This window comes from Cytobacillus oceanisediminis 2691, assembly GCF_007678455.1.
Taxonomy (GTDB): Bacteria; Bacillota; Bacilli; order Bacillales; family Cytobacillaceae; genus Mesobacillus; species Mesobacillus oceanisediminis_A.
Genome location: NZ_VEEP01000002.1, coordinates 131161 through 155152, shown reverse-complemented (window position 1 = coordinate 155152; position 23992 = coordinate 131161). Strand labels below are relative to the sequence as shown.

The 23992-nt window shown below is 42.2% G+C and carries 29 protein-coding genes; 17 read left to right on the top strand and 12 right to left on the bottom strand.

Going from position 1 to position 23992, the window contains the following annotated elements:
• Positions 1–112: 112 nt before the first annotated feature.
• The 3 genes from FS736_RS04350 to FS736_RS04340 all read left to right on the top strand — a co-directional run bounded on the left by FS736_RS04350 (position 113) and on the right by FS736_RS04340 (position 2334).
• Complete coding sequence (locus tag FS736_RS04350) at positions 113–961, top strand: STAS domain-containing protein (protein ID WP_144475146.1); 849 nt, start codon at positions 113–115, stop codon at positions 959–961.
• Between the two features lie 116 nt (positions 962–1077).
• Positions 1078–1530: a GNAT family N-acetyltransferase gene (locus FS736_RS04345; RefSeq protein ID WP_144475145.1), complete on the top strand. Its 453-nt coding sequence runs from the start codon at positions 1078–1080 to the stop codon at positions 1528–1530.
• A 150-nt stretch (positions 1531–1680) separates the two neighbouring features.
• Positions 1681–2334 carry a DsbA family oxidoreductase gene (locus tag FS736_RS04340; protein ID WP_260983541.1) on the top strand — a complete coding sequence of 218 codons (654 nt, stop codon included), beginning with the start codon at positions 1681–1683 and terminating at the stop codon, positions 2332–2334.
• Between the two features lie 42 nt (positions 2335–2376).
• On the opposite strand, the gene FS736_RS04335 is transcribed toward FS736_RS04340, so the two are convergent.
• Both FS736_RS04335 and FS736_RS04330 read right to left on the bottom strand, forming a co-directional pair.
• Positions 2377–3003: a nitroreductase family protein gene (locus FS736_RS04335; protein WP_144475144.1), complete on the bottom strand. Its 627-nt coding sequence runs from the start codon at positions 3001–3003 to the stop codon at positions 2377–2379.
• A 156-nt stretch (positions 3004–3159) separates the two neighbouring features.
• The gene (locus FS736_RS04330) at positions 3160–3879 is read right to left on the bottom strand and encodes a DUF3784 domain-containing protein (protein WP_144475143.1); all 720 of its coding nucleotides are present in this window, start codon (positions 3877–3879) and stop codon (positions 3160–3162) included.
• Between the two features lie 146 nt (positions 3880–4025).
• Here FS736_RS04330 and pnuC point away from each other — a divergent pair, with 146 nt between their 5' ends.
• Both pnuC and nadR read left to right on the top strand, forming a co-directional pair.
• A complete protein-coding gene (pnuC, locus tag FS736_RS04325) occupies positions 4026–4730 on the top strand; it encodes a nicotinamide riboside transporter PnuC (RefSeq protein ID WP_144475142.1) in 705 nt (234 codons plus the stop codon).
• Positions 4727–5764 carry a multifunctional transcriptional regulator/nicotinamide-nucleotide adenylyltransferase/ribosylnicotinamide kinase NadR gene (gene nadR, locus FS736_RS04320; RefSeq protein ID WP_313959699.1) on the top strand — a complete coding sequence of 346 codons (1038 nt, stop codon included), beginning with the start codon at positions 4727–4729 and terminating at the stop codon, positions 5762–5764. The genes pnuC and nadR overlap by 4 nt, the downstream gene beginning before the upstream one ends.
• 468 nt (positions 5765–6232) lie before the next feature.
• Here nadR and FS736_RS04315 read toward each other — a convergent pair whose 3' ends face one another.
• Positions 6233–7435, bottom strand: a complete 1203-nt coding sequence (locus tag FS736_RS04315; protein ID WP_144475141.1) for an MFS transporter — start codon at positions 7433–7435, stop codon at positions 6233–6235.
• Positions 7436–7714: 279 nt separating this feature from the next.
• Here FS736_RS04315 and FS736_RS04310 point away from each other — a divergent pair, with 279 nt between their 5' ends.
• The 3 genes from FS736_RS04310 (at position 7715) to FS736_RS04305 (ending at position 9152) form a co-directional block, all read left to right on the top strand.
• Entirely contained in the window at positions 7715–8344 is a 630-nt protein-coding gene (locus FS736_RS04310) for a cell wall hydrolase (RefSeq protein WP_395883496.1), read from the top strand.
• Between the two features lie 140 nt (positions 8345–8484).
• Complete coding sequence (locus tag FS736_RS25055; RefSeq protein ID WP_260983518.1) at positions 8485–8613, top strand: hypothetical protein; 129 nt, start codon at positions 8485–8487, stop codon at positions 8611–8613.
• A gap of 20 nt (positions 8614–8633) precedes the next feature.
• Positions 8634–9152 (top strand): GNAT family N-acetyltransferase, encoded by a 519-nt coding sequence (locus FS736_RS04305; protein ID WP_144475140.1) that lies wholly within the window; start codon positions 8634–8636, stop codon positions 9150–9152.
• 52 nt (positions 9153–9204) lie between these two features.
• Here FS736_RS04305 and FS736_RS04300 read toward each other — a convergent pair whose 3' ends face one another.
• From FS736_RS04300 to FS736_RS04280, 5 genes are all read right to left on the bottom strand, one after another.
• Entirely contained in the window at positions 9205–9492 is a 288-nt protein-coding gene (locus FS736_RS04300; RefSeq protein ID WP_144475139.1) for a hypothetical protein, read from the bottom strand.
• A 5-nt stretch (positions 9493–9497) separates the two neighbouring features.
• Entirely contained in the window at positions 9498–9881 is a 384-nt protein-coding gene (locus FS736_RS04295) for an SHOCT-like domain-containing protein (protein WP_144475138.1), read from the bottom strand.
• 12 nt (positions 9882–9893) lie between these two features.
• A complete protein-coding gene (locus FS736_RS04290) occupies positions 9894–10259 on the bottom strand; it encodes a DUF2089 domain-containing protein (RefSeq protein ID WP_144475137.1) in 366 nt (121 codons plus the stop codon).
• Positions 10260–10411: 152 nt separating this feature from the next.
• Positions 10412–11239: a glycerophosphodiester phosphodiesterase gene (locus FS736_RS04285; protein ID WP_144475136.1), complete on the bottom strand. Its 828-nt coding sequence runs from the start codon at positions 11237–11239 to the stop codon at positions 10412–10414.
• A 232-nt stretch (positions 11240–11471) separates the two neighbouring features.
• Positions 11472–12539 carry a type I restriction endonuclease gene (locus FS736_RS04280; RefSeq protein WP_144475135.1) on the bottom strand — a complete coding sequence of 356 codons (1068 nt, stop codon included), beginning with the start codon at positions 12537–12539 and terminating at the stop codon, positions 11472–11474.
• A gap of 201 nt (positions 12540–12740) precedes the next feature.
• On the opposite strand from FS736_RS04280, the gene FS736_RS04275 reads away from it, so the two are divergent.
• From FS736_RS04275 to FS736_RS04255, 5 genes are all read left to right on the top strand, one after another.
• The gene (locus FS736_RS04275; protein ID WP_144475134.1) at positions 12741–13361 is read left to right on the top strand and encodes a pyroglutamyl-peptidase I; all 621 of its coding nucleotides are present in this window, start codon (positions 12741–12743) and stop codon (positions 13359–13361) included.
• Positions 13362–13388: 27 nt separating this feature from the next.
• Complete coding sequence (gene pxpB / locus FS736_RS04270) at positions 13389–14105, top strand: 5-oxoprolinase subunit PxpB (RefSeq protein WP_144475133.1); 717 nt, start codon at positions 13389–13391, stop codon at positions 14103–14105.
• A 5-nt stretch (positions 14106–14110) separates the two neighbouring features.
• Complete coding sequence (locus tag FS736_RS04265; RefSeq protein ID WP_144475132.1) at positions 14111–14878, top strand: LamB/YcsF family protein; 768 nt, start codon at positions 14111–14113, stop codon at positions 14876–14878.
• Positions 14875–15810, top strand: a complete 936-nt coding sequence (locus FS736_RS04260) for a 5-oxoprolinase subunit C family protein (RefSeq protein WP_144475131.1) — start codon at positions 14875–14877, stop codon at positions 15808–15810. The genes FS736_RS04265 and FS736_RS04260 overlap by 4 nt, the downstream gene beginning before the upstream one ends.
• Before the next feature lie 110 nt (positions 15811–15920).
• Positions 15921–16436, top strand: a complete 516-nt coding sequence (locus FS736_RS04255) for a CBO0543 family protein (RefSeq protein ID WP_144475130.1) — start codon at positions 15921–15923, stop codon at positions 16434–16436.
• A gap of 216 nt (positions 16437–16652) precedes the next feature.
• Here FS736_RS04255 and FS736_RS04250 read toward each other — a convergent pair whose 3' ends face one another.
• From FS736_RS04250 to FS736_RS04240, 3 genes are all read right to left on the bottom strand, one after another.
• Positions 16653–17858, bottom strand: coding sequence for an MFS transporter (locus FS736_RS04250; protein ID WP_260983517.1), 1206 nt, complete (start codon positions 17856–17858; stop codon positions 16653–16655).
• The gene (locus tag FS736_RS04245; RefSeq protein WP_251543916.1) at positions 17855–18316 is read right to left on the bottom strand and encodes a MarR family winged helix-turn-helix transcriptional regulator; all 462 of its coding nucleotides are present in this window, start codon (positions 18314–18316) and stop codon (positions 17855–17857) included. The genes FS736_RS04250 and FS736_RS04245 overlap by 4 nt, the downstream gene beginning before the upstream one ends.
• A gap of 122 nt (positions 18317–18438) precedes the next feature.
• Positions 18439–19200 (bottom strand): RQC-minor-1 family DNA-binding protein, encoded by a 762-nt coding sequence (locus FS736_RS04240; RefSeq protein ID WP_144475129.1) that lies wholly within the window; start codon positions 19198–19200, stop codon positions 18439–18441.
• A 161-nt stretch (positions 19201–19361) separates the two neighbouring features.
• Between FS736_RS04240 and FS736_RS04235 the strand changes: the two genes are divergently transcribed.
• On the top strand, positions 19362–19838 hold the full coding sequence (locus FS736_RS04235) for an ArsR/SmtB family transcription factor (protein ID WP_251543914.1): 477 nt from the start codon (positions 19362–19364) through the stop codon (positions 19836–19838).
• A complete protein-coding gene (locus FS736_RS04230; protein WP_144475128.1) occupies positions 19839–21107 on the top strand; it encodes an MFS transporter in 1269 nt (422 codons plus the stop codon).
• Between the two features lie 44 nt (positions 21108–21151).
• On the opposite strand, the gene rluF is transcribed toward FS736_RS04230, so the two are convergent.
• Positions 21152–21865 (bottom strand): 23S rRNA pseudouridine(2604) synthase RluF, encoded by a 714-nt coding sequence (gene rluF / locus FS736_RS04225; protein WP_251544012.1) that lies wholly within the window; start codon positions 21863–21865, stop codon positions 21152–21154.
• 181 nt (positions 21866–22046) lie between these two features.
• Between rluF and FS736_RS04220 the strand changes: the two genes are divergently transcribed.
• Together FS736_RS04220 and FS736_RS04215 are read left to right on the top strand one after the other, a co-directional pair.
• On the top strand, positions 22047–23351 hold the full coding sequence (locus FS736_RS04220; RefSeq protein ID WP_144475127.1) for a DUF2254 domain-containing protein: 1305 nt from the start codon (positions 22047–22049) through the stop codon (positions 23349–23351).
• A gap of 133 nt (positions 23352–23484) precedes the next feature.
• Positions 23485–23937: a DUF1259 domain-containing protein gene (locus FS736_RS04215; protein ID WP_260983540.1), complete on the top strand. Its 453-nt coding sequence runs from the start codon at positions 23485–23487 to the stop codon at positions 23935–23937.
• Positions 23938–23992: the final 55 nt, after the last annotated feature.

Below are 23992 nucleotides of genomic sequence, written 5' to 3'. Positions count from 1 at the left end.
ACTTGTCCTGTATTCCTATCCTGCGTTATGATGGTTTATAACAGTGTAATTTGGAATATTTGAATTTGGATATATAGATGATTATTGTCATAGAACACATGGAGGAATCGTTATGACCAAGGAACTGCAAGCCTTAGGAGAAGCCATTATTAGCAGGAAGAATCAAATCGCAAAGTCTGTACATGAAGACAGATATTCTGACAGGGTCTTAACTGAAGCACAGAAATATGACTTTGGTAAAATTGAACAGCAAATTCTTGAAGTCAGGGCAAATTTTGTTGGACTGTTCGGGGAAGCTTTAATTGAGCATGAAGAACCGAAGATCGTGTTCGAAAAACTTACAAACTGGGGAAAAGAAACCGGTGAATATATTTATAAGCTAGGTGCCTCTCTTGATGAAGCATTAAAAGATACCACCTATTATCGTGAACATATTTGGAAAGTAATTAGGGAAGAAGCAAAGGATATGCCTGCTTCTGTCTTCTTTGATGTATTGGATGTTATTGACCCATTGATGGATCATGCGATTTACAGCTTCAGCCTGACATTTGTTGAAGCACATCAACAGAGTCTTGAAAATGCCAAAACGGCTTTGCTTGAGCTTTCAGTACCAGTTGTTCCTTTAATGCCTGGAGTCGGTGTCCTGCCTCTTGTAGGTAATGTTGATACAGAAAGAGCTCAGCTATTGATGGAAGAGACACTGGATCAGGCAGTAAAATTAAAGCTGACCCACCTAATCTTTGATGTCTCCGGCGTCATGATTGTAGACACCATGGTTGCCGATCAGCTGTTTAAAGTCATCAGTGCCCTTTCACTTGTTGGCGTAAAAACCATCATGACCGGCATTCGTCCAGAGGTTGCCCATACAATGGTGACGCTTGGACTGAACCTGGAAGGAATCATGGTGAAGTCAAATCTTCATCAGGCTTTCAAGGAAATCCAGCACTTACAGAATGCATAATGAATGAAAAGCTGCCTCAGCAGCTTTTTTTGTTTGATCAGATAAGAAGGATTATCCTCATCAAAAAGAGAAAATGAAAGTAGCCTGGAGAAAAAGTGTGACTGGGGGAACAGAATATGGCAGAGATTATTTATCGTGATGTGGAAGAAAGAGATATACCAGAGTTATTCGACCTTATGACTCAATACATAGTTGATTTTTACAAGAAGCCGTCTCCCGATGAAAAAGAACTGAAAAACCTGATCCAACACCTTTTGGAGCATCCTGAAGCTGGTTTGCAGTTTGTGGCTGAAAAAGAAGGGCAGCTGCTGGGGTTTGCCACTTTGTATTTTACCTTCAGCACTTTGCAAGTTAAACGCGCAGCCATCCTGAATGACTTGTTTATCAAAGGATCTGCCAGAGGAGAGAAAGTGGGAGAGCAGCTTTTTAAAAAATGCCTGTCCTTTATAAGGGAAAATGACTTTGCCTATATGACATGGGAAACGGCTAAAGATAACGTTGCTGCCCAGGGGCTGTACAATAAAATGGGCGGGAAGCAGTCTGACTGGCTTGTTTATGAAATAGAATAAGAAATAGCTGTTGAGCAAGACATGCTTTTCCGAGTCGTATTTCGTGTATTTTACTAGATTAACACCTATACTATAGTGTGAAATAATCAACAGGAGGGATTCAGGTTGCAAATTGAAATGTGGACTGACTTTGCTTGACCATTCTGCTATATTGGCAAAAGGCGTCTGGATGACGCTATTAAACAGATTGACCACCCGATTGAAGTAACGTACCGCTGCTTCGAGCTTGATCCGAACATGGAGCGGGATATAGATTATAACATGTATGAGGCGCTCGCAAAAAAATATGGAATGAGCATTGCCCAGGCAAAAGCGAGCACGCAGAATATGGTGCAGATGGCCAAAGAATCAGGCCTTGAATATAATATCGATACACTGATTTTGACCAATACATTCGATGCCCATCGTTTGACGATGTTCGCGAAAAAGCATGGATTAATGGCTGAGATGACGGAAAGGCTGTTGCGTGCCTACTTTACGGATTCTAAGCATATTGGTGACCATGAAACATTGGCGGACTTAGCAGTGGAGGTCGGACTGAATCGCGAAGCTGTAGAGAAAATGCTCGCAAGCAATGAAATGGCCGAAGAAGTACGTGCTGATGAAAGTACTGGCCAGCAGTATGGAATCACAGGTGTGCCATTCTTCCTGATCAACAAGAAATATGCAATCACTGGCGCTCAACCTACTGAGGTCATCGTCCAGTCATTGAAAAAAGTCATTGCTGAGAGTGAAATCACTGTCTTGAACAATGATGATGGAATGATTTGCGACGACGATGGTTGTGAAATTCCAAAGAAATAGTCAAAAAAGAACTAGTCTCAGATGGCTAGTTCTTTTTTGTTCCTAAATAAATTCGACAATTTCTTCGATTGGCAGTCTAGTCGTCTTATGTCCAGGTGCTGCTGCCTTGCCCAGGGCGATCAGCAGGGATGGCATATAACGATCTTCAATGTTGAACTTTTCGATGAATTGCTGCCTGTTGAAGCCGCCCATTGGAACAGTATCATATCCACGGGCTTTTGCAATCAGCATAAGCTGCATTGATACAAGACCGGCATCAAAGGATGCGATGTTTTCTCTCATGTCAACAGGAACAGAAGGGTATAATTTGTTAGAGTTCTCAATCATTATGCCCATTGTTGCTTCGTCCATATAACCAGCTTCGAAAGAACTGCGGTACACTTGTTCACTATTACGATACATTTCCCTGTCACCAAGAACAGCAATGACTGCCGATGCAGTTTCCACCTGTTCCTGATTATTGGCGATTGCCCTTAATTCCTTTTTGACAGCCTCGTCCTGGATTACGAGGAACTTCCATGGCTGCAGATTACTTGAAGAAGGAGCTAGAGCAGCTTCTTTTAAAATGTCTAATAACTCTTCGCGGGAAATTTTAAAATTCGGATCATATTTTCTGACTGACCGGCGTTCACGGATTACCGTGGATAGGCTTGTCTCGGTTGAGTTCATATTGATTCCTCCAAAGATGTAGTAGGTTACTATTTGTAAGCAGTATATAGATTACTCCTGGAATGAGTAGACGTCAAATATACTGTTTCAATTTGAGTATCAAAAACTGATCTTTTGGGTGAATCGAGCAGCTGAACTGACCGGATAACGAATAACTTATTTCATTCTTTCTAATACCAGGTCGTGCCATTCTTTTGTTTGCCTCGGATCCTTGCTGTTGATGAATATCTTTTCTTCATCTGCTTCAATGTATAGATATGGCGGTGAATCTTTGTGGATAAATAACAGACTGCTGCCGTAATGTTTTACTTTGAATTGGCCCTTTGCTAAAGTCGCCAGTCCGAAGCCATTTTGTTTCCATGTCACTTCAGGCATTTGATCTAAAAGTTCAACTTTCTGTACTTCAGAGAAGTTCCACTTTCCGCCGTACATCCCTGTGATTTCAAAAGAGTCGGTATGCTCCGTCAGCTCGAAATCCTGATATCCAACATAAAACAGTCCTGTCAAAAGACCGAGTGTGGCAACTGTAATAGCAGAGCTGATGATATAGCTTCGTTTTCTTTTTTCCTGGATTTCATACCTGGATAGATAAATCAGACCGCCAAGCAGAAAGATAAGCATGAAACCGAACTGAACATCGATAGAGTAGTTGAAAGATGTAAAACTCAAAGGAAGCAACATCGTCATTCCAGCGGCAGTCATTAGCATAAGCTTGCCGACTCTTTGTGGATACCCATTGCTGATTAATTGCTGCTGCTCATCCTTCTGCTTGCCATTAAAGTTTGATATCAGCCAATACCACTCTTTTTTCACGATCGCCCAGCCGAAAAAAAGGAATAAAAGAATCAAAAAAAGCTGGATCCCTATTAAAAACAAACCAATCCCTCCCCATGAAGCTCTTTGACAATTTTACGGATTACATGAATAACAAGTTTCATATATATCATTAAAAAGGAAAAAGTATCAGTTTTGTTGAATTAAAAGTGGAAAAACAAAACATAAGCTTGTGGGGAGTGTATGAAATGAAGATATTAAAGGATTGGACAGCATTTGAAAAAAGCTGGCTGTTGATCTTTACAGCGGTCAACATCTATCTGTTTTTCGCCTGGAAGGATTCGCTTCTGGGGCTGATTTCTTCGATTACGGGGATGCTGTGCGTTGTGCTTGTGGCGAAAGGGAAGATAACAAACTATTATTTCGGTATTATCCAGACTTCTACATATGCTTATATTTCCTATACATATGGCCTATATGGAGAGGCAATGCTGAACGGCCTGTTCTATTTCCCGGTACAGTTTATTGGAATCTATATGTGGAAAAAGAATCAAATCAAAGACATTGAGAGCGTCAAAGGGGAGGATATCCCTGTCCAACGCCTTACAAAGGAGGGATGGATCAAGCTTATTGCCGTCATCGCAGTTTCAATAGTCGCTTATGGCTTCTTCCTGAAATACCTTGGAGGCAAGAGCGTCTGGATCGACTCGGCCACAAATATACTGTCGGTCTCCGCACAAATTTTGATGCTGAAGCGTTTTGCTGAGCAGTGGGCCCTGTGGATTTCCGTCAATGTCCTGTCCATCATCCTCTGGATTGGGGCATTAGTATCAACAGGGGGCAATGACATTTCAATGCTCGTCATGTGGTCCGCATTCCTGGTGAACTCTATCTATGGTTATATTAACTGGACGAAAATGTCTAAGGATCAGAATTTGAGGGCTGCAGCATGATGATTGGCAAAGTAGGGATGTATGGGGGCAAATTTGTCCCAGTACATCTTGGGCACGTCTACGCAATGATTAAAGCAAGTACAATGGTTGATGAACTTCATGTCATTGTTTCCTATGATACTGAGTATGAGAAAAATGTCCTTTTTAAGGATGCCAGAATTCCTTATATTCCTTTTAGACAACGTATCAGATGGTGGAAGCAGTTGACGAAGGACCTGGCGCATGTCCATGTCCATGCCATTGAAGAAATACAGACAGGACAATTTTCTGATTGGGAAAAAGGAGCGGATGCAATCAAGCAAGCGATTGGAAAAGAAATTGATGTTGTTTTCAGTTCCGAACCTCGTTATAGCGAATACTTTGATGTTCTATATCCAAAAGCAGAGCATATTGTGATTGATGCCGCCCGCGAGAAGTATCCGGTTTCGGCGACAGCGATCAGACAGGATGGGGCCCTGAAGCACTGGGAGTTGCTTCCTCAGCCGGTCAGGACTTTCTTTGTAAAAAAGGTAGTCATTGTCGGAACAGAGAGCTGTGGAAAATCCACACTTGTCCGGAATCTTGCTGCCCTGTACAATACAGCGTTTGTTGAGGAAACAGGCCGTACGTACTACGAAAGACTTGGAGATTGCGAAACAATTACCCAGCCAGCAGATTTTCCCGAAATCGCCATTGAACATAAATACCATGAAAAGCAGCAGCTGGAAAGTGCGAATAAAGTATTATTTATTGATACAGAAGCCGTGGTCACCCAATATTTTTCCCTGCTGTATGTAAACGAGCATCAGCCTGTATTGGACACGCTTGCCAGCATCCAAAACTATGATTTATGGCTGTTCCTCGAACCTGATGTTGAGTGGGTTGATGATGGAACCAGAAGCTTCGGTGAACAAGCTGTCAGGGAAGCCAATAACGAAGCTTTGAAAAAGATGCTGGATGAGCGTGGGGTAGCTTATGAGACAATCAGAGGGAGCTATGAAAAAAGATTGCGAAAAGCGATTAAGCTCGTGGATCAGCTTTTATCAAATTCGTGAAGGCATAATAGTTCATAAACAGGCATCAACCTCGCACGGTTGATGCCTGTTTTTTTATTGTGGTCATGACGGACAGAAATACGAGATTGGAAGTGGGAATTGTCCATCATCATCCCGATGATGGACAGAAAAGCGAGGTCAGAGGTGAAAATTGTCCGTCATAGGCTCGATGACGGACAGAAACACGGTTCTGAAAGAGAAAATTGTCCGTCATACCCTCGATGACGGACAGAAATGCGATTTTGAAAGAGAAAATTGTCCGTCATAACCCCGATGACGGACAGAAATGCGGTTTTGGAAGAGAAAATTGTCCATCATAACCCCGCTGATGGACAGAAATGCGGTTTTGGAAGAGAAAATTGTCCATCATAATAAAAATGACAAATTAAAACTTCCTAATATATTAAAAGAATCCAAAATGAAAAGGAAGCTGCCTGACTTCTGCAGGCAGCTTTGGATAAAAGTTGACTAGCGTATACTCTGTTCATGATCGGCGACGGCTCTTAAATTACGTGACCTTATGAAGAAGGCTGCCGTCATGAATATGGCTAATATGCCAAAAATCACGCTCATTTTTTGAAGCCCGACTGCGTCAAGCAGGAATCCTGTTAAGAGCAGGACGACCTGGAAGAAGACCCGGTCCATCATGTTCCGGAACGAGAAGAAGCGGCCATGGAAATCTTTCGGTACCCTTGTCTGGAAGATCGTCGCTGCAGTCGGGAAGAAGCAGCCAACGGAAAAACCAAACATCAGGAAGGCGACGATCGTCAGTACTGGCTGATAAGCAAAATACAGCATCAACTGGGATAAGCCTATCAGCATCGAGCTGGAAAACAGGATTTTATAAGGTGAGAACTTGTGGCTGATCCGTTTGATCAGAAATGCTCCGGTCATGAAGGCGAGACCTTCTGCCGTATAGATCCAGCCTTTGATTGCCGAGCTCTCCTGAAGTTCACTAATATTGATGACGACCAGGTTGAAGCCTCCGAGAAATATGAGCGGAATCAAGGTAAGGATCAAGGTCATCATGACGATCGGCAATTTTAAGATAACAGGGAAGACATCCTTGAATCCCTGTTTATGGTTACCTGTAGCAGCAATGATTGTCTTCTTTTCTTCGAATTGTAAAAACCATGTGAGACCAAACAGGACAAGATAGGCAGCCATCGACAGGAGATAAACGGCATTCAATGGAATGGCCACCAGCAGGATTCCAGCCGCTGCAGTCCCGATGATGCGTGATAATGTAGAAACATTCATATGGACACCGTTCAACTGAAGTAAGTCCTTTTCATCGACAACAAGGGGAATCGCCGCCTGGAGTGCAGGAAAGTAAAATGCAGCGGATACTTGCAGCAATACAAGGAAGACGAGCATCCACCATACTGATCCAGTTTGAATGGCTATCAGCATGAAAGCGACGCTGATCACCCGAACGAACCCTGAAATCAGCATGACTGTCTTTTTGCTGTATTGATCCGTAAACCTTCCGGCCAGGGGACCTACAGCAATGCCTGCAAGCAAACCGGCTGCCAGCAGCAGCGATTTTAAAAAGTCAGAAGGAATCCTTTCCTGCATAAACTCAAGATTTCCAATAATGCCAAGCCACAGCCCTAATCCGGCAATAAACTCACCAGTCAATAAAATCCAAACATTCTTATTTCTCCACATATACTTTGTGCCTCTCGGTTTCTCAGGAATTTTTATATACCCAATTATCGGGTATTTGTAAAACTTCGTAAAGCTAAATATTTTTATATATGCTTTTAAACGATTGACTGGACCAAAAAGATACGGAAATAAGAAATTTATACCACCTCATTTAATGTTTTCCATTCTTTTGGACGAGTTTTCCATTCCGGAAATAGGGAACTTTTATAAGGAATAGAAAATGGGGAGGTGAGTGGGAAACTGCATCGGCAGGCATATTGCCTATAATACAGAACGGGAGTGGAGAATTTGAAGAAGTACATAAAGAGCTTGGCAGCGGCAGCAGTCATTTTAGCGGTCCTGGTTTTCGGACAGCCTGAAACAAAGGCTGCTGGAATCAAAATGGGATCGGCAGGATCAGAGGTTACATATGTTCAATCCGTTTTAAAGAAGCTAGGATATTTTAATGACCAAACAACCGGTTATTTTGGTCCCATTACTACTGAAGCAGTCAAGGCGTTTCAGAGGGATTTTGGGCTGGAAGCAACCGGAGGGATGGGACCGCGGACAACCCAATTGATCAATGATATTGATATGATGGCACATGTCGTGAACGGTGAGTCAAGAGGAGAGAGCTACCAGGGGCAGGTAGCAGTTGCAGCAGTCATTTTAAACAGGGTGGAATCGAAGGATTTCCCGAATACAGTTTATGACGTCATCTTCCAGAGGAATGCGTTTACCGCAGTGTATGATGGACAGTATCAGCTTCAGCCGAATTACATAGCTTACCATGCCGTAAAGGACGCATTGCTTGGCTGGGACCCTTCCTATGGCTCTGTATATTACTACAATCCAAGCTTGGCCACAGATCAATGGATTTTTACAAGAACAGTCACAAAACAGATTGGCAATCACAACTTCGCATACTGAACTGAAAGCACCGGTTTATTGAAAAACCGGTGCTTTTATGCATCTAGCGGTAAAAAAAGGCACAAACTAGCTTCTGAGAAACTATGTTAGGAATGGACAGCAAATCGTGCTGTTCTAGTATCAAACTAGGAGGTACCGCCATGACCAAAAAGGAAGTTCAGTTCAAACAAAGCTATGAATCAGACGGGAAAATGGAAAAAAAGAAAAATGAAGCAAAGAAAAATGACAAGAGTGCCAACTTCTTTAACGTAACACCAGACAGCGAATAGAAGTCAAAAGGAGCAGTGAGATGGAAGAAGAACAGATCGAAACCGCTACAGAAGAAGATTTGCATGTAATTGGCGAAATGTTTGCCGATTGCAAGGAATATCTTGAATCAAGAGGCATTTTGCAATGGGATGAGAAATACCCAAACCATGAGTATTTTGAGAATGCGATGGAGGGGGAAGAGCTGTTCGTTATGAAAAAAGGGGAGGCCACCATTGGAGTGATGGTGCTCGACGAGTGGCAGGCTCCTGAATGGGAGAACGCCGACTGGACAGATACAGATGGGAAGCCTCTTGTTATACATTCGTTTTGTATCGACCCTGCCGCACAGGGCGGAGGATTTGGAAGCAGGATGCTCCAATTTGCCGAGGATTTTGCCAGAGACCATGGATATGCTGCACTCCGGCTGGATACGTACTCCGGTAACAAGGGGGCAATCGGATTTTATGATAAAAGAAACTATAAGCAGACTGGTACCGTCAAGATGGAAGGCAAGCCGGAGGGGCATGAACTATATGTTTGTTTTGAAAAGCTGTTTTGATAATAATAGAAACCCTGCCTTGGGAAAAAAGAAGCCTGGGTTTCTTTCTTTTTTATAATTTTACCATGACCTCAGTGCCATCATGCAACCTTGCATCAACTAGCAAAGTTCCTTTATGCTTGCCCAGTTCGCGGATAAGTTCATTCATCAGCTGTCTGTTTAGTAAAGTAGTGAATAGTACGGCGGGAACTTGGTTATGTTGAAGATCCTGATTTGCCCATTTATGCATCTGGCTTTGGAATCTTTTAGATGCAAGAATCGAACTGGCAGCTTTTAAGATTGTGTACGGGACAGGGAGGGAAAATGCGATTTTATCTGTTTTGATTTTGATTTTCATCATATGTTTTACTCAATGACGACTTTAACTGTATCGCCATTTGCCGATTGGATGTCGACGATGTTCCCATCCAGTTCATTTTCAATGGCATCGATCAGCATATTGATGTCAAGGTCTTTCACGTATTGCTGGGATTGAGGGATTCCCGCAGCGATGCTGTACCCGGTTTTGAGAAGCGCCTTTACCAACTTGATCGGTACATTGACGTTCACATTGTCATTCTCCTTGGACACAATACGGATTTTTAGCGTTTTGTCTAAGTATTTACTTTGTTTCTGAGGTAAGACAGAAGTTTCCTTCTCCTTTAGTACGGCAATCAGCTGGGCACCTTTTTCTGAATCAATTTTTCCATCTTGGACCATCGTTAAAATTTTTGAAATTTCTTCACTCATCAAAAATTCCCCCTATTCACCTTTTAAAAGTTTGATTGCATCCTCAGGTGAAATTTCACCCTTCTCCAGCATTGCTACAATTTTCTTTTCATCCAGCTCATTTTTCTTTTGCGTGTCATGTCCAAGGGCAGTGATAATATCGTTAAGCTTTCCCCGGACAGTCGGATAAGAGATTCCAAGTTCTTTTTCCACTTCTTTAATATTTCCGCGGGATACAAGGAAGATCTCGATGAACTGAAGCTGTTCCTTTGTTAAAGAAGCAAGCTTCGAAAGTTCGAATTCATTTTCAATCGTCGTATCACAATGATTGCATTGCAGCTTGGTAATTTTAAGAGTTTGGCTGCAAACCGGACAATTTGTTAAGACAGGATATGCCATGACTGCCTCCTTCCATCGGTATTTAAGTATATTTTATGTATTGAAATTAAAAATGTAAATATTTATTTAAAAAATAATTAAATATTTTAAGTTAAAAATTAAAAATTTAAAGAAAAACAAAAAACCCATCCATGTAGGACAGGTTTTTTAGGTTAGTTTCGCGGATCTATATAATCTGGATAATCAGTAATAATGCCATCTACCTTCATATCAATCAGGAACTGTGCCGCTTCAGGGCTTCGTACCGTCCAGGATTGAATTTCCATCCCGAGACTATGCACCTTTTCGACAAGCTCTTTAGAAACCAGGCCATAGCTTGGATTGAAGAAATCAGCGTAAGTTGCGAATTCCTCAAGGGCAGCGTCAGTTGCATGAAGTTTTGAAGAGGTTAAGACACCAATCGGAACTTTTGGAAGCAGTGCGTCCATCTTTTTCATTGATTCAAAGTTGAAGGATTGGACAATGATTTTGTCATTCTGCGGCTTGTCCAAATTTCTTTCCTTCAATTCCTGTGCTACAGCCTCTTCGATTTCCGGATATAGCTCAGGTGACTTCAACTCTATCAAAATACCGATTTTCCCATGATAGCGGTCAAGCACTTCTTCAAAGGTAGGGATTTTTTCACCGGCGAATTGCTCGCCTTTGAAGCTTCCTGCATCAAGGCTGCGCAGCTCTTCTAAAGTTAGTTGACCAACTTTCCCAGAACCATCTGTTGTCCGATCAACAGTGGTGTCGTGGATCACGACCAATTCCCCATCCTTACTGCGCTGGACATCAAGTTCGATGTAATCTGCTTTCATTTCAAGCCCTTTGTCAAATGCAGCGATTGTATTCTCGGGGGCATAACCTGCAGCCCCGCGGTGGGCGACAGTATCAAACTGTCTGAGCTCTCCTGTGGTAGGTTCCGCAGCAAAGGCCTGTTGAAAAGGACTCAGCATGAGGGTTAAGGCAAATCCGGTTCCGATTAATGTTTTCTTCATTTCTCCATCTCCTCAGCATGTTTTATGTAACAATGTCAGATTAACGGAGAAGTATTAAGACCCTATTTCAAGACTGTTTAAAGAGAGTAATGGAATTATGAAAATTTTTAGGAACATTTTCTCAGGTTTGTTTACAATCGTTATTTGCAGAAGGATTAAACATATCTTTTATAGGAATAGGAGATGTGCAACAGCCAATATTCACTTTAAATGTGAATATTGGCTGTTCGCTTTAATTATATTTGCTTGATATTTCTATAAGCTTATCCTTATATTTTGTGATGTCAGAAACTTTATCAATATTAACAGTAGTTCTTTCATCATCATTGAATTGAATATATTTGTTAGCAGAATTAAATCCCAGCCTACATACCCATTTTCTTATACTGTTATCCAGTAAAATATTAAAATAGCTCAGATTATCTCTATATGATATCCTTTCTTCAGCTATTGTATCTTTAATTAGTATCTTTACAATAGCAAAACCTTCAATTTCTTCTTCAGTAGTGGCTACTTGGGGCTCATCCTTAATTTTTATCGTTTCAGAGGTCGCTGATGCTTCCTTTTGAGCATCCACTTCTGAATTAGTCGTTTTTAATGCTGCATTCAGCTTGTCGTTAACAAGTTCATTTATAAATTGTTTAAATGCCTTTTTAATGATTGGTTCAAATTTCTCAAGAGTATTTTTGGTTTTAACCCCCTCATAAATTTGACTGATCATAAATTTAACAAATTCTTCAGTTGGAGTTTCTACTTGGTCGTTTAAGTAACCTTTAAGTTTATTGAGATATTTTAATTCAGAAGCTGTTGTAAAAATATTTTCTAGGTCAAAGCTGTTTTTCTTAAATTTAGCTAATTCTATAAGTGCACTATCTTTTAAATCCAAAATATTGAATTCGAAAAATGGGGAAGTGTCCATTTTATTCTGTTCTTCTAAATCTGTATAGAATCTATAAATAATTCCATTTGTTAAAATAGCAAATTTTGCAGAAGTAGTACCGAAATACCTAAATAATTGAGAATCGTGTTTTTGGAGTTTTTCATTTATCGACTTGGCTTCTATTAAAATTACAGGCTTGCCTTCATTCATGATGGCATAATCCACTTTTTCCCCTTTTTTTATTCCTACGTCCGCAACGAACTCAGGCGTAAATTCTTCTGGATTAAAGATATCGTACCCTAATATTTGAAAAAAGGGCATGATAATTGAAGTTTTAGTAGCTTCTTCAGTTACTACAGTGGTTTGTAATTTTGTTACCCGATTAGATAGAGTCTTAATTTGTTCAATGAAATTATCCATACATTATCCTCCTTAATATAATAAAGAAAGCGCTTACTTAATATTTTAATGTTATCATATATTTTTGTAAAATACTGTGAATTTATTGTAGCCTACACTTATATAAATATTTAAGATTCCGTTAAAGTCTTAATATTCTGGTAGAATAATATAAAAGTGTTTGTTAAAATCGAAAATTCCTAAAGAAGGTAGTGACCATTCATGAAAATTTTAATCTCGGGCTTTGAGCCTTTTGGAAAGATGAATATCAATCCTACTGAAAAATTACTTTCGGAAGCTGAGAAGTTTTCGATAGGGAATGTGGAAATCGAAACGATTTTGCTGCCGGTCAATTATGACGAGTGTGCGGAAGAACTGATCAATAAAATTGAAGAAATCCAGCCGGATGTAGTAATTTCCTGCGGACTGGCTGCAGGCAGGACGGCAATAACTCCTGAGCGGATTGGAATCAATATTAAGGATACCGGTTCAGGAGATCCTTATCCGGATAATAGAGGCAATATCCCAACGGACGAGGCGATTGATGAGCAAGGGCCGGATGGCTTATTCTCTACATTGCCTAACCGTTTAATCGAAAAGAACCTGAAGGAGCTGCATATCCCGGCGTCAATTTCAAACAGTGCGGGTACATTCATCTGCAATAACACATTGTATGCGGTTTTGAACCATATCCGTAAAAATAACCTGGCTATCAAGGCAGGTTTTATCCATTTTCCTGCATCGACAGAAATGTCTGCCCGCAATCCTTCTTTGCCCTCCTTGCCCCAGGAAGTGATGACTCAGGCATTGAAGGTGATTATCGATACATGTGCTTCATCATAACAAATCATGAATTTTAAGGAGGAAAAGATGCGTTTTGAGATCTCGCCGCTGGGTGACTCGGCGGTCCGTATTTCTTTTGGAGATACAATAGATGAAAAGATAAACAAAGAGATAACTGTTTTTTTAAACAAGCTGGAACAGGCGAGGGTCAAGGGCATTATTGAATGCGTTCCTGCCTACACGACATTAACGATTTATTATGAACCCGATGTCATTCCCTACGAGACTCTAATCAATCAACTTAAAACCCTCAATCATATTCCGGGAACATCCCGGCAAAACAAGCAGCTGGTCTATGAAATACCGGTCTTTTACGGGGGAGAATATGGTGAGGATTTAGGATATGTCGCAGAGTATCATGGTTTAGGGGAGCAGGAAGTCATCGATCTTCATGCTAATAGAGAATATCTCATCTATATGATGGGGTTCATGCCTGGGTTCCCTTATCTTGGAGGGCTTCCGGAAAACCTGGCTGTCCCGAGACTGGAAAAGCCGAGGCAAAGTGTGAAACCGGGAGCTGTCGGAATTGGCGGGAACCAGACGGGGATTTACCCTGCAAACGTTCCTTCCGGTTGGAGGATTATCGGCACAACACCTGTTAATTTATTTTCGCCGAAAAAGAAAGAGCCGTTCTTGTTGAGTTCAGGACATTACATAAAATTTGTGCCAATTAATGTGGAGCAATTTATAAGTATAAAAAGAATGGGTGACGGCTACCGGGTCAAGACGTATGAAAAGAGGTGAGGAAAGTGGTATCGGTTGACCTTAATTGTGACTTAGGGGAAAGCTACGGTGTATTTAAAATTGGCAATGACAGCGAAGTGCTGAAGCATATCACTTCGGCGAACATCGCCTGCGGCTACCATGCAGGAGACCATAATGTCATGATGGATACGGTAAAAATGGCAAAAGCACACGGAGTGAAAATCGGTGCCCATCCTGGCTTTCCGGACCTGCATGGGTTCGGCCGAAGAGAAATCAAGATGAGCGCCAGGGAAATATACAATCTGACCATCTATCAAATTGGCGCGCTCACAGCCGCTGCAAAGGCTTGCGATACAAGCATCGTCCATGTGAAACCGCATGGAGCCCTTTACAATCTGGCTGCAAAGGATCTTGCAGCTGCCGAAGCGATTGCCCGTGCTGTGGCAGATGTTGATTCCAATTTGGTATTATTCGGTCTTGCCGGGAGCTTCCTTGTTAAGGCGGGCAAGGAGACAGGACTGCAGGTGGCCCAAGAGGTGTTTGCGGACCGTACATATCAGCCTGATGGGAAGTTGACACCGCGTTCGCAGGCTAATGCCATGATTGATGACGCTAGGCTGGTGATGGAAAGGGTCATTCGAATGGTGAAGGAAGGTAAAGTCGCGGCAGTTGATGGTTCAGACATTGACATCCAGGCCGACACCATCTGCATCCATGGAGACGAGCCGCAGGCCCTTGACTTTGCAGTGAAATTGAGAGAAACATTGTTATCCGAAGGCATCGAAGTCGGCAGGAGCTGGGATGCAAAATGACAGTACCTCTTTTTAAAATAATCAAACCAGGTTTGCAGACAACAGTCCAGGACCTGGGAAGGACAGGTTATCAACAATATGGCATCAGTCCATCAGGAGCGATGGACACTTACTCTTTAAGAATGGCCAATTTGCTTGTCGGGAACCCGCCAGGTGAGGCAGGGCTGGAGGCAACGATGCTCGGTCCCGGTCTTGAAGCTCTGGGTGATGTGTCGATCGCCATTTGTGGCGGTGACTTGCAGCCTAAGGTGGAAAACAAAGAAGTACCGATGTGGAAAAATTTCGTTCTTAAAAAAGGAGAAACGTTGACATTTGGAAATGTGAAGAGCGGTGCGAGGGCATATATTGGTGTAGCTGGAGGAATAGATGTACCGCTCGTGCTGGGCAGCAAGTCAACTTTTATCAATGGCCGGCTCGGCGGATTTCAAGGCCGCGCCCTGGAAGCAGGAGATCTATTATATGGAACTCCATTTGTCAGGCGAAATCGGTTTTTACATAAAGATTTAATTCCTTCATATCGAAAACAACTGGAAATACGAGTGATTCTTGGGCCCCATCTTGATAAATTTCCTCAAAAAACCCTGAATCAATTTTTAGACAGCGAGTATACAATTTCAAGCCAATCCAATAGGATGGGATACCGGCTTGAGGGGGCGAGGCTGGAGACAATGGCCGGCTCCGATATTATTTCCGATGCCATCCCGCTCGGAGGCATACAGGTGCCGTCTAACGGACAGCCAATTATCCTTCTATCAGAACGGCAGACGACCGGGGGCTATGCCCGGATTGCCACTGTTATTTCTGTTGATATTCCGCTTCTCGCCCAGTCATTGCCGAGGACAAAAATCCGCTTCAAAGAAATCACGATTGAAGAAGCGCAAAAAGAATACCAGAAGCAGAAAAGACTGTTTAAGTTTTTATTTACTAATTGAATATCCAATCGCATGACCTTGCTCCTTTTGGACGCAGGTCTTTTTTAGTATAAAAAAATTCTCCACCGGAAATAACTGATAAAATCAGGATTCACGGGGAGAGAAGCAATATGTATCTATTATTGGTCATAGCAGTCTGGATTTTTTTCGCTTATAAATTTATTGATTGGTCCCAATGGAAGAAGCAGTATTCGACCATTCTTTTTTTCATGATGATCAATCTGCTCTACAATACACTTTATTATAATCACACTTTATGGGCTTTCCGCGGAATCACCGCTGAGTGGCTGAACCATTCGATTATCAATATGGCTTTCACGTTTTTCATCTGTCCGGTCGGATTGATGATCTATCTTCAGAGATTTCCGTCAACAAGAAGAAACCAGTTCATCTATTTGGGAACCTGGGTGGTCTTTTACTCCATTATAGAAGCATTATTCGCCCATAAAGGGATGTTCGTGTACGACAATGGCTGGAACAGCTGGCATAATATTTGGCTCAACCTGATTTTATTTGTTTTCATATGGGTTCATTACCGAAAACCAGTAATCGCATGGATTCTTTCCATACCAATTGCCGTGATCTTCTACTTATTATTTCCGTTCCCGCTGGACAGCCTAAAGTAAAAGAGGTGGATGAGTTTGTTGATCCAGAATGTATTGTCTGTACCGGTATTTCTCCTTTTACTCTTTTTGACCTATATCTCCATGTGGATTTATATCCGCAGGCATGAGGTCAGGAATGGGGATAGGGAATAAACAGCATGAATAAAGTGATTGCCCAAAGCCCGCAAAAAGGAAATCAGGTAGACAAAAACACGGTGGAAAGGATCCACCGTGTTTTTAGATTCCAATTTCTTCTGTCGTTTCAACAAATTGTTCCTTAGGTTTCTTTTTCTTAACGAAAATCAAGGTATAGGCAAGCATGAGCCCAACGAGAAAGATAACCGAGAATCCGTATATGAAGTGGTAGCTCGTGTAGGAAGCAAGCAGGCCAAGCCCGGCCGACCCGAGAGCCATTCCCAGATCCATCGAGGAAAAGTACATCGCATTTGCGGTGCCCTGTTTCTCCTTTGTTACTGCGCTTACCGCAATTGCCTGAAGTGTAGGTGCTACCGTCCCGTATGCAGTACCGTAAAAAACGGCCGCGACTAAAAAGGTAAAAGTATTTTGAGTGACCGCTAAAAGTGTCAATCCGATGATCCCTGAAGCGACTGCAGGGAAGATGATGAATTTATGCCCGTATTTATCGTACATTCTTCCTGATACCGGCCTGATGATAACCATCACAATCGTCAGGACAAGGAAGAACAGGGAGATGGTTGCCCCGAGGTTAGCCTCTTTTCCTAATTCCCGCAGGAAGCTTACGACTCCGCCAAGCGTAATCGAGAAGAAAGCTGTCAGGATCGCCGGCGTAAAGGCGTCTTTGTCAAAGGCATGCTCACGGAAATTGATTTTCTGTGGCTTAGCTGGTACAGGTTTTCGAGGGCTTTTTACAAAGATATTCAAGAACATGATCAGCAGTGTCAATCCGACTGAAATCGCAATCAGCATATTAAAAGAAAATACCTGGAGAAGGGCAAGTGCCAACATAGGCCCAAGGCTTGTCCCTACACTTGTTGCCATCCCGTAATAGCCGATTCCTTCACCGAGCCGGTGGGCAGGGATGATATTGGTTGCCATAGTCGAAAAGATCGTCGTAATGATCCCAAAACCAACTCCATGGAAAACTCTTAAAAGAAGCAATAATGCGACTGAATCCTGGCCGAAGCTCAGGGCAACAGTAACGGCTGTCAGCCCGAGGGAAATAAGGCTCAACTTCTTATAATCCATCTTCTGCATCAAGGAAGCGACAAAAAAACGGGTGACGATGGCGGCGACCATGAATACCGTTGTCATCAAACCACCCTGCGCCGGATTGTTTTTAATGTCGGTAATGAAAGCAGGGAAGCCCGCAGTCAAAAGCTGCAGGCATATAAAAAATAAAAAAGCCATCAAAAGAATGGCCATAAACTGTGCTGTCCACAACTTGGATGTAGTGTTCATCATATTCCTTCTTTCTGATTGTTTTCCTCCAGAAGTCCCGCAATATTGTCTTCCAGTTCGGATAAAACTTCCTTGAAAATATCAAGATTGGCTGCATCAATACCATGGGTGATTTTCACGTAGATTTCCTCAATATAAGGAGTCACTTCCTCCACAAGCTTTGTGCCCTTTGGAGTGATTTCCACCAGAAACGAACGCCGGTCCTGGGGATTAGGGACCCTTTCAACATTTTCCTGTTTTACAAGGAGATCAAGGATTTTCGTCAGGGTTGCCTGGTCCTTGTCTGACCTGATCGATAATTCTTTTTGTGAAATCTTATCAGACTCATTCAGTGTGCGCAGGACACTCCACTGTTCAGTCGTAATATGGTAAGCCTTCAGATGATGATTGATGATTCGTGTCAGCTTCTTGCTTAACCGAACCGAAGCTGAGCCGATTGCTTTATCCAAAGTCATGTTCATGAGCGTGACCTCCTCAATTACCTTATATCATTTTAGCACGATAAATATTTTGTGTAAATATAATTTGTATACAAACTATATTTGTGTAAAAAAAACCTGGCAATTAAGCCAGGTGCCTTGATTCAATCAATAACTCTTGCCACATCATTGCCGCAGTTTTTGCATTTTCCTTCGAGTATAACTGTATTGTTGAAATCCTTGATCACATATTTCTCGATTTGAACAGGACCCCGGCAATTTCCGCAAAAAACATTCCTGACAAGCATCTGCCGGCTTTCCTGAGGGATAGCCAGCCATTTTTTATTGGCTGAAAAAGAGAGTGTCCCGTTTGTTGGCTGTGGACTGCTGGCATCTCCTTTAACCAGTCCCTGGATCACCTCCTGGATTCTTTCAGGTACCGGTTTATAGGTCTCCAGCTCCAGCCATTCAATCAGAATTTCGATCAATTCCTTGTCCTTTCTCTCCAAAATGAGATCGAGTAGGTCCATCTTCAGTTCTGGATCCTGATTGAGGATGACCTGAACATACTCATATTTTCCGTACTCAGCAGCGAGGGCAAGATCCGTATAAAGAACTTCCGTAAGTTCATCCTTAATAAGGCCCCAGCCTTTGTCTGTGTAAATAAGAAGGGAGAGCTTTTCATCAGCTGAAAGGTAGCCGTTTGACATCACCCATTCTACCTTTTCCATGATCTGCTTTTGTTTTATGTCTGCAAAGGCTCCGTAAAAAGTCGAGAGATGGAGGTCTGCTGTATAGATCCTTCTATCTTTTGATCCTGCGAGGATCTTGCCCAGCAGGCCTTTCCCTCCGTACATAATAATTTCGTTTGCAGCGAGCAAAATAATCTTCAGTTCGTCCTGGCTTACCGGGTTTGTCGTATTCATGACTATAAATAGCTCCTAACTTATAAAACGTTGATATAAGTTATTACAACACACATAAGGAATCCACGCCAGTACGCATCATTCTAATTATTTATTGCATTCTAAAATTTTAGAACGTAAAATAAAGTTAGAACATATGAATATTATGGAAGGTGAATCGAATGGATTATATTAAGAAAACGATGGATGTGAATTTAGAACAGCAAAAATTAATCTCGAGTCCGTTACGAGTTAAAATCATTTATTTGCTTGCGACGAAGGCAATGACGGCAAAGCAGGTTGCCGATGAACTTGGTAAAACTGCAGGCAGTATACATTACCATATCCAGCAGCTATACAATGGCGGCATTTTAGAACTGGAAGAGACGAAAGAAAACAGAGGGATCATAGAGAAATACTACCGGTCAAAAGCAACCCATTTCAACCTGAACGACGATCAAGGCCAGCCGGAAACTGAAAAGGTTGTAAGACAAGGGACATATATCTCTTTAACGGAGGAAGACATGAAGGAGCTTCAGGCTGATATCGATCAATTATTTTTAAAATACGTGAAAAAATCAGCAAAGAAAAGTGAGCAGAATAAAATTTCGTATGAAATCAATATCTCTTTAAAAAGGACGCTTGAGGAGGAGAATTAATTGGAAGGTGCAATCAAGAAAAATCTTGTGCTATTTCTGATCGGGAAGGTGACCTCTGTGCTTGGATCATCAATCTATGCTTTTGCCATTGGATTGTATATCCTTGCTGAAACAGGTTCCAGCCTCAATTTTGCTGTCACGCTCGTGCTCAGCATGCTGCCGCGAATCCTGCTCGCCCCGGTTGCGGGTACATTAAGCGACCGCATGGACCGAAAGAAAATCATCATTTTCTCGAACTTTGCGAGTTCTTTCTGGCTTGCCATCATATTGATGTCCTTCCTGTTTTTCAGTCAGGAAATTTGGATTTTATATGTGGCAACCACTGGATTGAGCATCATCAGCACCTTTTATTCCATAGCCGTTACTTCTTCGATCTACAACATGGTGGGACCTGACCACCTGCAGAAAGCAATGTCTCTGAACCAGGCAGCCATTTCCCTTTCTGCTATTTTGGGACCGGTCCTTGGCGGAGTATTCTTTGGCATCATCCAAATTCACCTCTTCATGGCATTGAATATACTTACCTATCTCATCGCAGCTTTCGCTAGCATCCTCATAGAATACAATCTATTTTCAAAGAAAACACAGGATAAAAAAACAACCCGCATGGCAGAAGACCTGAAACAGGGGATTTCTTATATTAAAGCCCAGCCGTTTCTGCTCCACCTGGTGATCCTGAGTGTTTGGCTGAATTTTTGGTTCGCCATCTTTCCGGTGGCCATGCCGTATTTGGTTTTAACAGTCAGAGGAATGTCATCGGTCCAACTTGGCTTCATTGAAGGTGCATTTTCAGTCGGGATGATGATCATGGCGCTCATCCTGTCGGGACGAAAAGAAATCAGAAAAAAGGAATTCTCCATCATAGGAGGCATGCTTATTTTATCAGCTGTATTGATACTGATTGGTCTTCCGGCAGTTCCGGGCTTCGTGGGACTGTCAAATCCATTGATCTTCGGATATCTTGTAAGCATGGTCCTTGTCCTGTCCGCGTCGATTATGTTCATCAATACGCCAGTAAGCGTCCTTCTGCAAAAGAACACACCAGACGAGTACCGCGGGAGGGTCATGGCCCTTCTGGAAACTGGTTCAAGCGCGATGACTCCTGCAGGATTTATCCTGTTTGGGTTCCTGCTAGAAAAATTGCCCGTATGGCTGCTGCTGGCCGTGTGTGGATTCAGCCTGTTTGCAGTGGTCTTTTACCTTTACCGTGAAAAAATGTTCCTCAAGCTTCTGAGGGAAGAAGACAAGGCAGGTACAGCATCTATTTAATAACAGCCGATAAAAAATAGGATGAGCGATATGAGCTCATCCTTTTACCATTGCTTTGGTTCGTAATTCAAATCGCTGAAAAGCTGCTGTTTCTCCTTTTTGGTCAAGTCGCGCCATTGCCCGATCTGCAGGCTGCCGAGATGGATATTCATGATCCGGATGCGCTGGAGTCTGAGGACTTCGTAGCCAAGAGTTTCACACATGCGGCGAATCTGCCTGTTCAATCCTTGTGTAAGGATGATATTGAATTCGTATTTCGAAAGCTGGACGACCTTTGCAGGCAATGTTTTCGTCCCAAGAATCCTGACGCCTTCAGACATCGCCTTGATAAATTCGGGAGTGATTGGCTTGTCCACGGATACGATATACTCTTTCTCATGCTTGTTCTCAGCCCTGAGAATTTCATTGACGATATCTCCGTCGTTCGTGAGCAGGATCAGGCCTTCTGAATCCTTATCAAGCCGCCCGATGTTAAAAATCCTTAGCGGATGATTGACAAGATCGATGATATTCCCCTTTACTTGTTTTTCCGTCGTACTTGTGATGCCGACTGGTTTATTCAAGGCAATATAAACATAGTTCTGCGACATCCTGATTTCTTCGCCATTGAGCTTGATGACATCGCCAGGCTCAACCTGGCTGCCGATTTTTGCAACCTTGCCGTTGATTGTCACGCGTCCTTCCTCAATGAGGCGGTCAGCGCCGCGTCTTGACGTTTTTCCTGATTCGCTGATGAATTTATTGATACGCAGGTTAATCCCACCCTTAAATATTTGAAGTATACAATTAAGAATATGCCACTGTGTGTTTAATTTCAAGCCTTGTCTAGCCCTGGCATTTTAAATATGTTACTACCTAACTGTAAAGGTAATTGATTAAACACGACTTAATTGGTCTAAATAAGTAAGGAAGAAGTCGGCAGCTAAGGAGTTGGAGAGTTTGTTGAGAAAAATGGCTTTAAGGATAAGGGAAAGTATGTGGCTGAGACCAGTCATTTATAGTGTGCTCGCATTTCTGCTCGCATTGATTGTGATCTATGTTGACCACAACGGACTGTCTCAGGAAGTTGTTCCATCATTCATGCTTACTAGTGTCGACCTTGCCCAAACGATTTTGGGTACGCTTTCCGGGGCACTTTTAACGATGACGACGATTACGTTTTCAACAATCATGGTTGTATTGACTACATACTCATCACAATTTTCTCCGCGAACGCTGAATAATTTCGTTGAGGATCCGTTGACAATGCGGGTACTTGGAATCTTCATGGGAGGATTTGTGTACTCGGTCCTATCTTTGCTCTTCATGAGTGAAAACTGGTATGAAAGTGAAGTAATTTCCGCATCGATTGGAGTGGTAATCGCATTTATCTGCCTTGGTGTTTTCGCCTATTTCATTCATAATGTGGCTACGTCCATCCAGGTAAGTACACTGATCCGTGAAATCACCGAGGGAAGTATGAAGGTCATCAAAAGGCAGGAAGAGATTTTAGAAAGCAAGTTTACGAACGTGATTGATGACAGGAAAGATGCGAATTTCACCTATGAATGCGTCAGGGATGTAAAGTGCAGGGGATATGGCTATGTACAGCTGACAGACTATAACGGGCTTTTGAAATATGCATCCCAGCATAAGATCGGGGTTGAGGCAAATTTTTTGAATGGGGATTTTCTTACCGATGACAGTATTGCGTTCCGGGTCCATCATAGTGGTGAACTGGATGAGGATATAAATGGAGTGCTGAATCAGTACTTGAAGCTTGGGAAGGAACGTTCATCGATTCAGGACCCGGAATTCGCCCTGCAGAAAATTGTCGAGGTGGCATTAAGGGCTATATCACCTGCGGTCAATGACCCTAATACAGCAAGAGTCTGTATCTCGTATCTGGGAATGGCGTTGTCCCATCTTTGCCGGATTCGTTCGAATGGCCGTTATATCGCCTATTATGACGAAGAGATGCAGCCAAGAATCATTGGCAAACAAAAAAGGACGATGGACATCTTATATTTATCCTTTTATCAAATCATCCATTATGGCAGCGAGGATTTTTCAATTCTAATAGCTCTGATCGAAGCTTATCTGTTAATCGGAAGATCAGCTGATGATTCATTGAAGAAAAGCATCTGGGAGCTTTATATTTACAATATGGAAAAATTCAATAAAGACGAACTCAAGGGATTGGACCAACTTTATTTGAATGAGAAGAAACAAGAACTTTCAACTGTATTGGGTATAGCGCTTTAGGATGGAAGCAGGCTTTTTCAAATGGAACAGCAAGAATTTCTGTTGCGGCAGTGTGTCTTTTTATAAAAGGCCAGGAATAACGAAGCTTTAAACAGGGATGCTAATGAAAAAAGGAGTGCCTGAAGTGAATAGAATGACGATGGCAGCCGTGTTGGTTTTTTCATTATTTTTACCCGCTGCAGCACAAGCCCAGGGAAGTGCAGATTGTGAAAAGCTGAAAAAAGTTTTCAATACAGACGTTGAAACAGTAGATGGCGTTTGCAAGGTGGAAATCATCCGTAAAAATATTAAAAAAGCGACGTTTATGGATAAAAAATTGTCTATGGAAATGATGGAACTTGCCTTCCATTTCAGTTTTGAAAATGTTGATGGGCAAACAGCCGTGATGGGAGAACTTGCTTTGCTCCAGGATGAAGTAAACCCGGTTCTCGATGAATTGACAAATGGCAAGCTTGAAATCTCAGCTTTGCACAACCATATGCTCTTTGAGAAACCGAGAATCATGTATCTTCATTTTCAGGGAATGGGCGATATGGACCAGCAGGCGGCGGCCATCAAGGCAGCAATCGAAAAAACAAGCAGGTAATAGATGACAGCGGAAAAGTAATTTTCCGCTGTTTTTTTTCGGGAAGATACAAATA